The sequence below is a fragment of the Streptomyces araujoniae genome, from assembly GCF_050871195.1.
GTDB lineage: Bacteria > Actinomycetota > Actinomycetes > Streptomycetales > Streptomycetaceae > Streptomyces > Streptomyces bacillaris.
The window spans coordinates 3,799,499-3,810,582 of sequence record NZ_CP194070.1; the positions used below are offsets into that span (position 1 = coordinate 3,799,499).

The window sequence follows — 11,084 nt, forward strand, 5'->3', positions numbered from 1 at the left end:
AAGGGGGCACCTGCCGTTCACGGGCCGGTGGAGGGGCTGTTGTCAGTGGGTGCTCCTATCGTGTGGTCATGACCCCTGCTCTGTTCGGGCGCGATCACCCCGCAGGCATCCTCCGCTCGGAGATCGTCCGGGCGACGGAGAGCCACGGCGGTCTCGTGCTCGTCACGGGCGAGGCCGGCATCGGGAAGACCACCCTCGTCACCGACGCCGCGCACGAGGCGCGGCGGCGCGGTGCGCTGGTGGTCGGCGGCTCCTGCTGGGACTCCGGGAGCACCCCCGGCTACTGGCCCTGGGTGCAGGTGCTGCGCGGGCTGCGCCGCTCCGCCACGGCGGCCGAGTGGGCGGCGGCCCAGGAGGCGTCGGACGGCCGCCTCGGCGTCCTCCTCGGCGACCCGTCGGGCGACGGCCGGGCGGAGGGCTGGGGCGGGGGCGCCGGTGTCGCTGTCGATGCGGCGGCGGCCGGGGCCTCCGGGGCAGTGGGGGCAGCAGACGGCGAAGGATCCGGTGCCGGTACGGCGGGTGCCGGTACGGCCGATGCCGGTGCGACCGGTGCCGGTACGGCCGGTATGGGTTCAGCCGGAGGGTCCGGTTCCGTCGGAGGGTCCGGTTCCACCGGGGTGCCCGGTTCCGCCGGGGGCACGCCGGACGGGGTCGAGGCCTTCGGGCTGTACGACGCGGTGACGACGGCCCTGGTCACCATCTCCCAGAGCCGCCCGCTGGCCGTGGTCCTCGACGATCTCCACAGCGCCGACCCCGCCTCGCTCCGGCTGCTCGAATTCGCCGCCCAGCACACCTGGTTCGAACGGCTGCTGCTCATCGGCACCTACCGGGACGTCGAGGTGGAGGCCCACGGCCACCCGCTCCAGCAGCTCATCCTGCCCCTCGTGTCGCGTGCCTCGGCCACCCTCACGCTGACCGGCCTCGGCCGGGACGAGGTGGGGGCGCTGATGGCCGTGACGACGGGCCGCGAGCCCGCCCCGCACCTGGTCGACGAGGTCCACCGGCGCACCGGCGGCAACCCGTTCTTCGTCGAGCAGACGGCCCGGCTCTGGCACAGCGGGAGTCCTGTCTCCACCATCCCGCCCGGCGTGCGGGAGGCCGTCCGGCAGCGGCTGAGCCTGCTGCCCGGGGAGGTCGTCTCACTGCTGACGTCCGCCGCCCTGCTGGGCCGGGAGTTCCGCCGGCAGGTGCTGGCCGTGGTGCACGGCTCCCCGGTCCCCCGGGTGGAGCGACTGCTGGAGTCGGCGGTCATCGCCCGGGTCGTCGTGCCGCGCCCCTCCGGGAGTTACGCCTTCGCCCACGACCTGCTCCGCGAGACGCTGTACGCCTCCCTCGGAGGGCCAGAGGCCCGCCGCCGCCACGCCTCCGCCGTACGGGCGCTGGACGCGCACGGCGGCCTCGACGACGCCGTGCGGCCCGGGGACCTCGCCCGCCACGCCCACCTCGCCGGAGGGGAGCTGGAGCGCGACCGCCGGATCGACCTGCTGCTCGCCGCCGCCCGGGACGCCTCCGGGCGCCTGGCCGACGAGGAGGCCACCGGCCACTACCGCCGGGCCCTCGCGGTCGCCTCGGACGAGGAAGGCGCGGAAGGCGAGGCGGGCGGCGAAGGCGAGGAGCCGGAGACGGGTGGCGAGACGGGGACGGGCTCCGGGCCGGGGGCGCGGGGCGGGGCAGCCGGGGAGGCGGCACCGGCGGGCACTCCGGGGCGCGGGGCCGACGGCCTCCCGGCCCATGACCGCCGCCGGGTCGCACTCATCTGTCTCGACCTGGGCGAACACCTGCGGCACACCGGGGAGCCCGCCGAGGGGGAGCGGCTGCTGGACCGGGCGGTCGCCCTGGCCCGGGATCTGGACGACCCCGAGCTGGTGGCCCGGGTGGCGATCACCCTGTACCGCCAGGGCGCCTTCGGCGGCAGCGAGGCGTTCATGGTGGCCTTCCTGAGCGAGGCCCACCGCAAGGTCACCGGCAAGGACGGGCAGGACGGTCTCTCCGCCGACCGGCTCGCGCAGGAGCTGGCCATCCACATCATGGCCCTCGCCCGCGACGGCTCGGACGACGAGGCGCTCGCCTTCTCCCTCTGGGCCCGCCATGACTCCGTCTGGGGCCTCGGCTCCGCGGTGGAGCGGCTGGGGCTGACGGACGAGATGGCCGTCGTCGGCCGCCGCACGCAGAACCTGGACATGGAGCTGCACGCCGCCTCCATGCGGTGGGTGACGCTGCTGGAGCTGGGCGACCCGGCCTTCATCGACCAGTTCCGCACCTTCGTCCGGGCCGCCGAGCGCTCCGAGCTGCCCCGGTTCGCCGTGTCCATCGCCATCGACAGCAGCCTGATCGCCTCCCTCCAGGGCCGGTTCGGCGAGGCGGCCGAGGCGCTGCGGGACGAGGTGCTCGGCCCCGAGGACGAGGAGCACGAGGCGTTCGGCTTCATGCGGTCCCATCTGCACTGGTCCCGGTATCTGCTCCAGGGCCGGTTCGCGGAGGCGGAGAAGATCCTCGCCACGCTCCCGCGCGTCCGGTATCCGTACCCCCGGCTGCTGGAGGCGCTCACCGCGGTCGAGCAGGGCGACGCCGCCCCGGCCCTCCGCCTGATCGCCGAGCAGTCGGACCGCCCCGCCCCCTACCCGCGGGTGTTCATGCCGCTCTGGCTCCGGCTGCTGGCCCGGACCGCCGCGGCCACCGGCGACCGGCACCTGATCGCCCGCGCGGAGGACGAACTCACCCCCTGCACAGGCCAATGGGTCGTCTCGCTGTACGGGTGCGACATCAGCGGCCCCGCCGACCTCTGGCTCGGAATGCTCGCCGCCGCCCGCCACGACCGGGACGCCGCCGTCGCCGCGCTCACCGAGGCCACCGCCTCCGCGGACCGCCTCGGCGCCCGCCCCTGGGCCGTACGCTCCCGGCTGGACCTGTCCCGCTCCCTCCTCGCCCGCGCGGAGCCGGGCGACACCGGCCGGGCCCGCGCGATCCTCACCGAAGCGGAGCGGGAGGCGGCCGAGCTGGGCCTGCACCACCTGGCGTCCGAGGCGGCCTCCATCCGTACGGCCTCCTGGCCCGCGGCCCGCCGCCCAGCCGCCGCACCCCTGGAACTCTCCTTCCCCGCCGACGCATCCGGAGCGGCCACACCAACCACCCCCGCCTTCCCCGCCCCTGACGCCGCCCACCCCGCCACCGCCTCGCAACCCGGCTCCGGGTCCAAGTCCGACTCCGGTTCCGACTCCAGTTCCGGCTCCGGCTCCAGCTCCGGCGAAGCCCAGGCCTCGGCCCCGGCCGCCGAGTTCCGTCGCGACGGGCCCGTCTGGCAGTTGCGCTGGGACGGGCGGACCGTGCACATGCCCGACGCCAAGGGGCTGCGGGACCTGCACAGTCTGCTGGGGCTCCCGGGCGCCGACGTCCCGGCCGTGCAGCTGCTCGCCCCCGAAGGCGGCAGCGCCGTGGTCGCCGCCGGGCGGCTCGGCGGCGACCCGGTGCTCGACGAGGAGGCCAAGCGCCGCTACAAGGAGCACCTGGACCGGCTGGACGCCGAGATAGACCGTGCGGCGGCCCGGGACGACACCCGGCAGATGGCGGCGTACGACCGGGAGCGGCAGGCCCTCCTGGACCAGCTGCGCACCGCGGCGGGCCTCGGTGGCCGGAGCCGCCGCCTGGGCGACCAGACCGAGCGGGCCCGCAAGACTGTCACCGCCCGGATCCGCGACACCCTGCGCAAGCTGGACTCCCTCCACCCCGGACTCGCGGCGCATCTGCGGGAGTCCGTGACCACGGGAACCACCTGCGCCTACCGCCCCGGCCGCACCCCCGACTGGCGGCTGTGACCCGACGCCGAGTCGCCGCCGCCACCCGTCACTTGCGGTTGTAGAGCCGCATCGTCACGGCGCCGAAGACGAGCATGATCACTCCGGCCCACCCCAGTGACCAGGCGAGATCCGCGACGGGCCAGTCGCCCGCCATCAGCCCGCGCACCGCCGAGACCAGGTGGGTGATGGGGCTGTTGTTCACGAACGCCTGCAGCCAGCCCGGCATCGTGCTCGGGAGGACGAAGACGTTGCTGAGGAAGGTCAGCGGGAAGATCACCATCATGCTGACGCCCATCACGGACTTCTCCGTGCGCAGCATCAGCCCGAACATGGTCCAGATCCACGAGAAGGCGAACGAGAACACCAGCAGCAGGGCCACTCCGGCCAGCACCCCGAGCACCCCGCCCTCGGGCCGGAAGCCGATGATCATGCCGACGGAGAGCATCACCACCGAAGCCAGCAGATAGCGCAGGACGTCACCGAGCAGATAGCCGACCATCGGCGCGGGCCGCCAGATCGGCAGCGTGCGGAACCGGTCGAAGACGCCCTTGGCGATGTCGGTGTTGACCGCGACGCCCGTGTACATCGTGATCATCACGACGCTCATCACCAGGATGCCGGGCAGCAGGAACTGGATGTACTCCTGCGTGGAGCCGGCCAGCGCTCCTCCGAAGAGGTACGTGTACATCAGGACGAGCATGATCGGGAAGGCCGTCACATCGAAGAGCTGCTCCGGCACATGCTTGATCTTCAGCATGGCGCGCCAGCCGAAGGTGAACGAGGCCGAGAGCGCGCTCGGCCTCGGCGGCCGGTCCAGACCGACCAGGAGAGCCGACAGGCGCTCCGCGTCCGGCGCCGCGAGCGCGACGTCCTCAAGCTCCGTCTTGGTGGTCGTGGTGCTCACGCCGCCACCCCCTTCTTGTCCGTGAGAGCGAGGAAGACCTCGTCGAGGCTGGGCTGCCCCAGCGAGAAGTTGTCGACCGTGATGCCGGACCGGGCCAGCTCGGCCAGGGCCCGTGCGGCCTGTTCCGCCGCGCCCCGGTCGGAGCCGTGGGCATCGACCCGGGCGGTGAGCGCCACCGGATCCGCGTCCAGCAGGACCGAGGCGTCCAGCGCCCGGGAGAGCACCCGCTCGGCCTCGGGCCGCTGGGCGGCGTCGCGCAGCCGCAGGTGGACCGTGCCGGAGCCGACGGAGGCCTTCAGCTCGCCCTTGGTGCCCTCGGCGATCACCCGGCCGTGGTCGATCACCGCGATCCGGGAGGCCAACTGGTCGGCCTCGTCGAGATACTGCGTGGTCAGCAGGACCGTGGTGCCCTGGGCGACGACCGCGCGCACGATGTCCCAGACCTGGTTGCGGCTGCGCGGGTCGAGTCCGGTGGTCGGCTCGTCCAGGAAGAGCAGGTCGGGGGTGTTGAGGATGGAGGCGGCGATGTCGATGCGGCGCCGCATGCCTCCCGAGTAGTTCTTCACCTGCTTGCCCGCCGCCTCGCTCAGCCCGAATCCTTCGAGCAGCTGGGCCGCCCGGTCACGGGCCGCGGGCTTGGAGTGGCCGAGGAGGCGGGCGAGCAGGACCAGGTTCTCGGTGCCGGTGAGGTCCTCGTCCACCGAGGCGTACTGCCCGGTGAGGCTGACCCGGCTGCGGACCGCGTCGGGGTCCTTCATCACGTCCTTGCCGAACACCTGAGCCGTCCCGCCATCGGGGCGCAGCAGCGTGGCGAGCATCCGTACGGTGGTGGTCTTCCCGGCCCCGTTGGGTCCGAGGACCCCGTAGACGGTGCCGGTCGGGACCGCGAGGTCGACGCCGTCCACCGCGCGGTTCTCGCCGAAGACCTTCACCAGCCCCGCGGTCTCGATGGCCAGTTCAGTGCTCATGAATCCATTCCTTGTAGGTCGTCATTGACTCGGGGTGTACCGTCGCCGTCCCGGCCGTCAGGAGACGTACGGGCGGACCGCGCGGGCCTCGCGCAGGGCCCGGCCCCACCAGCCGAGCTGGTCGAGCATCAGCCCGGCCGCCCGGTCCCGCGCGCAGGCTCCTGCGTGGTCCTCCAGCGGTGTGTGCAGGAAGTCGAGCGCGACCCCGTTGCGCAGGGTCACCGTGTGCAGCTCCGTGAAGACCGAGCGCAGTTGCTCCACCGCGTAGAGCCCGGAGGAGCCGTGCCCGTAGCTCACGAAGCCGACCGGCTTGGCCTGCCACTCGTCGTAGGCGAAGTCGATGGCCTGCTTGAGGGAGGCGGGAAAGGAGCGGTTGTACTCCGGGGTGACCACGACGAAGGCCTCGGCCCTGCCGATCGCTCCGGTGAACACGGTCATCTGCTCCGTCGCCCGCCGCGGGTGGTGCACGGGGAAGTCGAACTCCGCGAGGTCCAGCACGGCGAGGTCCAGTTCGTCCCGTGCCCGGGCGCGCTCCATGAACCAGCGGCCGACCGCGTCGCCGATCCGTCCTTCACGTGTGCTGCCGATGATCACCGCCACCCGCAGCGGCTCGTCGTCCGCCATCGCTCCCGCCTCCTCCCGCCCGCTCTCCGGTGCCCTCATCCCTGGGGCGCCAGATGCCGGGGCGCGGCCGCCAGATCGGATCTGGCGGCCGCGCCCCACGGGTGGAACGCACTGCTGGACGGGGCCTGGCGGCCGGGTCCGGCTCAGGGCTCCCGCGAGTAGAAGAGGTAGAACGTGGCGAGGAAGACGCCCACACCGACCACCAGTCCCAACCCGGCGGACCGCAGCACGCTGGTGTCCGTGAGGCTCACCAGGAAGCCGATCGCGCAGGCGGTCAGAGCGCCGTACGCCAGGGCACGCAGCCCGTGCCGCAGGTCGCGCTGGATCCGGCCCAGCGTGAAGCAGAGAGCCGCCAGCACCGCTCCGGAGACCAGGCCCAGGACGACCTGCCCGCCGGTGCTGGGGCCGCCGTCGCGCCGGATGAACGCGGCGTAGAACCCGTAGATGATGCCGAGCGCCAGCGGCACCCCCACGGCGTACGGGCTGAGACTGCGGGGCCGTGCGTGGGCTCCGGCCCGCTTCCTGCCGGGCATGGCTGCGTGTGTGACCATCGCGGACAGCTCCTTCCGTCACCCCCGTCGCGCGCTCCCGTCCCTCCAGGGCACACCCGCCCGCGCACCCCGGCAACTCGAACGGCGTACGGTCCGCAGCGGCCCGGCTCCGGAGGGGATTCCCTGGAGGGGTGCGGACCTCTCACTCGGCGGACTCGGCCGACCCGGCGGCTTCGAAGGCTTCGACGGCCCGGGGGACCTCGGCGGGCTCGGTGGCCCTCTCGGCCGTCCTGCTCGTCCTGCTCACGGTCCTCGTGCCGTTCAGCGCGCTCTCGGCCTGGGTCGACCTGGAGATCGACGACACCGACCGGTATGTCGCCGCCGTCTCCCCGCTCTCCTCCGACCCGGCGGTCCAGAGCACCGTCGCGGACCTGGTCACCGAGAAGGCCATGGAGCAGATCGACCTCGGCCCGCTCCAGGAGACCGTCCGGGACTTCCTGCACGAGACCGTGCGCTCCTTCACCTCCACCGAGGCCTTCCGCACCGCCTGGGACACCGCCAACCGGACCGCCCACCAGGCCGTGACGACCGCCCTGGACGGCGACAGCGGCGAGGCCGTCACCATCGACCTGGCGCCGGTGATCGAGCAGGTCAAACAGGATCTGGTGAGCCAGGGGGTGCCGTTCGCGGATCAGATCCCGGTCGAGCGGACGGAGATCACGGTGATCGGCGCCGACCGCGCGGACACTCTCCGGGACTCGTTCCGCTGGCTGCGCTACTGCAGCATCTGGCCGGCCGTCGCCACCCTGGTGCTCCTCGTGCTGGTGGTGGGCGTCGCGACGGTACGGGGAGGGGTCCGGGCCGGGCTGACCGCCACGGCGGCGGTGGGCGCCGGATTCGTCCTCGGCGCGATCGTGCTGCGGATCCTGGTGGCCGTCGGCCGGAGCAGGGTGCTGGACGAGGTGCCCGACGGTGACCGGGGCGCGGCCGCGGCGGTGGTCGACGCCCTGACCGACTCGCTGCGGACCACGGTGTGGATCGTGCTGGTGGTCGGCGCGGTCCTGCTCGTGGGGGCGGTGGTGGCCCGGGTGCTGCTGGGGCGCCGGAGGGCCGGTTAGCCCCGAGTCAGCCTGTCCCGCTGTTTCACGTGAAACAGCGGGACGGCACCGCCGCAGGGACCGTCACGGGCCCGCCGCTCGGCTCAGCGCTCCGGCGGGCGGCCCTGGAGGCGCTCCATCTCCCGGCGGTCCCGCTTGGTCGGGCGGCCCGTGCCCCGGTCCCGTACCGGAACCTGGATCGCCACCTCGCGCGGCGGCGGGGGCGGGCTGTTGTCGACGAAGCACTCGACGGCCACCGGCGCCCCGACCCGCTTCTTCACGATCTTCGAGACGACGACCACCCGGTCCCGGCCCGCGTGCCGCAGCCGTACCTCGTCACCGACCCGGACGGCCTGAGCGGGCTTGGCCCGCTCGCCGCCGACCTTCACATGCCCGGCCCGGCAGGCGGCAGCCGCCTGCGCACGGGTCTTCGTCAGCCGGACCGACCAGATCCACACATCGACCCGGACGCTTCCCTGAGCCTGCGCCGCATCACCGGAAACCATGGGTCCGACTCTAGTCCGGCGCGTGTCCGGACCGGCGTGCGTTTTCCGGGAGAACGGACCGGCGGCCGGGACGCTCAGGGCCCGGCCGCCGCTCACCTCGCTCATGCGGTGGCTGTACGGCCCCCGCCCGCGGCCGGGGCAGGAGGTTCTGGGAGCGTGCTCGCTGGACGCGGGGGCGTCGCTCACCCCGGCCGGCCCGATGACCGACCGCCGGATCGGGGCCGTGGACGGAGGTGCCGCCGCAGGGCGCCCCCCACCCCGGCATGCGGTTGGCCTGCTCCATCAGGCCCGCGCCCAAGGGGCACAGGCCTGATGGCCGGCCGTCCCGGAGGGAGCGGGGGTCACACCCCGATGTCGCGCCCGTCCTTGCGCCAGACCGCGACGACGGAGGGCCGGACGATCTTCCCCGGGCCGTCGGGCCAGGTGCTCGCGGGCTTCTCCACCGAGGCGCCGTCGACCTCGCCCGGGTGCTGGACGGCGACCAGGACCCGGCGGTCCTGGATGACGGGGCCGCAGGTCTCCGCGCCCGTCGGGACGGTGAGGAACTGCTTCAGCTCACCGCGCCGGTCGCCCTGGGTCGCGACACCGAAGAGGCCGTCGTGCGAACCGAGCTGGTTGCCGTCCGTGGAGATCCACAGGTTGCCGTGGGCGTCGAAGGCCACGTTGTCCGGGCAGGAGATGGGGCTGACGCGCTCCTTGGGGAAGCCGGCGAAGTACGTCGACGGGTCGTCCGGGTCGCCCGCCACGAGGAAGAGCCGCCAGGCGAACCCGTCGCCCGTCGGGTCGTCCCAGTTCTCCGCCAGTTCCAGGACCTGCCCGTGCTTGTTGCCGTTGCGCGGGTTCGCCTCGTCCGCCGGGGCCTTGCCCTCCTTGCCGCGGTCGGAGTTGTTGGTGAGCGCGACGTAGACCCGGCCGGTGCGCGGCGAGGGCTCGACGTCCTCGGGGCGGTCCATCTTGGTGGCGCCGACCTTGTCACCGGCCTGCCGCGTGTAGACGTACACCTCGTCGGCGGTCATGCCGGGTACGTGCGAGGTGGTGCCGGTGGCCAGCGGGATCCAGACGCCGCTGCCGTCGAACTCGCCGTCGTTCGGGAGCTTTCCGCTGCCGTCGATCTCGGCGGCCGGGGAGTCTCCGGTCAGCTTCGCGACGTACAGCGTGCCCTCGTCCAGCAGCGTCAGGTTGTGCTCGCGGGCGGCGCGCGAGGTGCCCTTCTTCATCTGCTTGCTGGAGACGAACTTGTAGAGGTAGTCGAACTTCTCGTCGTCGCCCATGTAGACGACCGGGCGCCCGTCCGCCGTCAGCCGGGGCTCGGCCGCCTCGTGCTTGAAGCGGCCCAGCGCGGTCCGCTTCCGCGGGGTGGAGTCGGGGTCGTACGGGTCGAGTTCGACGACCCAGCCGAAGCGGTTGGCCTCGTTGGGCTCCTTCGCCAGGTCGAACCGCCGGTCGAACCGCTCCCACTTGCGCTCGGTGGCGCCGGAGCCGATCCCGTACCGCTTGTGCATGGCCGTGGTGCCGTTGGCGAAGTACTGGTTGAAGTTCTCCTCACCGTGCAGCGTGGTGCCCCAAGGGGTCGTACCGCCGGCGCAGTTGTTGAGCGTGCCGAGCACCTTGCGGCCGGTGCGGTCGGCGGAGGTACGGAGGAGGGGGCTGCCCGCGGCCGGTCCGGTGACCCGGAATTCACTCGTGGCGGTGAGACGGCGGTTCAGCGGGTGACGGGTGACCGCCCCCAGCTTGCCGGTGCGGCTCTCCTCCTGGACGACGACCACGGAGAGTCCGTGCGCGGCCCAGGCGATCTCCACCTGCTCCCGGGTGGGGTTGGCCGGATCGTAGCCACGGAACATGAGGACCTCGTCCGTGTACTCGTGGTTGGCGACCAGGACCTGACGGCCGCGCTCGCCGCGGAGCGGGAGCAGCGAGAGGAAGTCGTTGTTGTAACCGAACTGGCCCGCCTGCGCCTTGGCGGTCTGCTTCTCCGGGTTGAAGGCGGGCGCCCCGCGCAGGATCGGCTCGCCCCAGCGGATCACCACGTTCTGGCTGTAGCCGTCGGGGACGGTGACCTTGTCGTTCTTGTTGGGCGCGACCGGCGAGAACCGCAGTCCCCGGGCGCCGGACGGGGCCGGTTTGTGGGGCGGGTGCGGTTTGTGGCCGTGGCCGGCGAGGGCCGCGGCCTCCGCCCGCGGGGCGTTCGGACCGGTCAGCGCGGCCGTACCGGCCGCGGCGGCGACCGTCACGACGGCGGCCGTGCGCATCATCGAACGGCGCGATACGGCACGGGCGATGATGTCGCCCGCGTACTCGTTGTCGCTGGTGTTCGGGGTCTCCTTGAAACAGGCGTCCCCGCAGCGGAAGCGGCAGGTCAGCGCGGAACGGCCGCCCGGGTGGGCGTTGTGGGAGCTGATGAGCGGCAGCAGGTTGCGCACGTGGATTCCCTCCGTCGGTGTGTCGTGCGTGACGGTAGGGGCGGACCCACGCGGTCCGAGGGACTCCCGGTGAACGCCGGGTGAAGTCCGGGCTACCGCTGTTCCTTTGAAGCCGTACGGGAACGGGGCCGGGTTACTCGTGGAACGCGTGCCGGACTCGGTCCGGAATCGGTTTCGGCTCGGTTGACGCACGGGTGGGCCGGACCGGCGTACGGCCGGATCCGGCCGCTAACCTTACGTATCCGTCCTGGCCAGGGATGAAATCACCCAGGTCGGACAT

At 73.1% G+C, this 11,084-nt stretch carries 8 protein-coding genes; 2 read left to right on the plus strand and 6 right to left on the minus strand.

Annotated features, from left to right (window positions below; genetic code table 11):
• The first annotated feature begins 68 nt into the window (after nt 1–68).
• A complete protein-coding gene (locus tag ACQ9ZG_RS16085; protein WP_499280722.1) occupies nt 69–3,812 on the plus strand; it encodes an ATP-binding protein in 3,744 nt (1,247 codons plus the stop codon).
• Nucleotides 3,813–3,840: 28 nt separating this feature from the next.
• Here ACQ9ZG_RS16085 and ACQ9ZG_RS16090 read toward each other — a convergent pair whose 3' ends face one another.
• The 4 genes from ACQ9ZG_RS16090 to ACQ9ZG_RS16105 form a co-directional block, all read right to left on the minus strand.
• Nucleotides 3,841–4,698 (minus strand): ABC transporter permease, encoded by an 858-nt coding sequence (locus ACQ9ZG_RS16090; RefSeq protein WP_028415879.1) that lies wholly within the window; start codon nt 4,696–4,698, stop codon nt 3,841–3,843.
• Complete coding sequence (locus ACQ9ZG_RS16095) at nt 4,695–5,666, minus strand: ATP-binding cassette domain-containing protein (RefSeq protein WP_018489735.1); 972 nt, start codon at nt 5,664–5,666, stop codon at nt 4,695–4,697. The genes ACQ9ZG_RS16090 and ACQ9ZG_RS16095 overlap by 4 nt, the downstream gene beginning before the upstream one ends.
• A gap of 57 nt (nt 5,667–5,723) precedes the next feature.
• Nucleotides 5,724–6,290, minus strand: a complete 567-nt coding sequence (locus ACQ9ZG_RS16100) for an NADPH-dependent FMN reductase (protein WP_028415878.1) — start codon at nt 6,288–6,290, stop codon at nt 5,724–5,726.
• 143 nt (nt 6,291–6,433) lie between these two features.
• Complete coding sequence (locus tag ACQ9ZG_RS16105) at nt 6,434–6,841, minus strand: hypothetical protein (RefSeq protein ID WP_109914921.1); 408 nt, start codon at nt 6,839–6,841, stop codon at nt 6,434–6,436.
• Between the two features lie 131 nt (nt 6,842–6,972).
• On the opposite strand from ACQ9ZG_RS16105, the gene ACQ9ZG_RS16110 reads away from it, so the two are divergent.
• Nucleotides 6,973–7,899 (plus strand): hypothetical protein, encoded by a 927-nt coding sequence (locus ACQ9ZG_RS16110; RefSeq protein ID WP_181398162.1) that lies wholly within the window; start codon nt 6,973–6,975, stop codon nt 7,897–7,899.
• An 83-nt stretch (nt 7,900–7,982) separates the two neighbouring features.
• Here ACQ9ZG_RS16110 and ACQ9ZG_RS16115 read toward each other — a convergent pair whose 3' ends face one another.
• Nucleotides 7,983–8,384 carry an RNA-binding S4 domain-containing protein gene (locus ACQ9ZG_RS16115; RefSeq protein WP_028415875.1) on the minus strand — a complete coding sequence of 134 codons (402 nt, stop codon included), beginning with the start codon at nt 8,382–8,384 and terminating at the stop codon, nt 7,983–7,985.
• Nucleotides 8,385–8,725: 341 nt separating this feature from the next.
• Nucleotides 8,726–10,804: a PhoX family protein gene (locus ACQ9ZG_RS16120; RefSeq protein ID WP_109914922.1), complete on the minus strand. Its 2,079-nt coding sequence runs from the start codon at nt 10,802–10,804 to the stop codon at nt 8,726–8,728.
• Between the last annotated feature and the right edge of the window lie 280 nt (nt 10,805–11,084).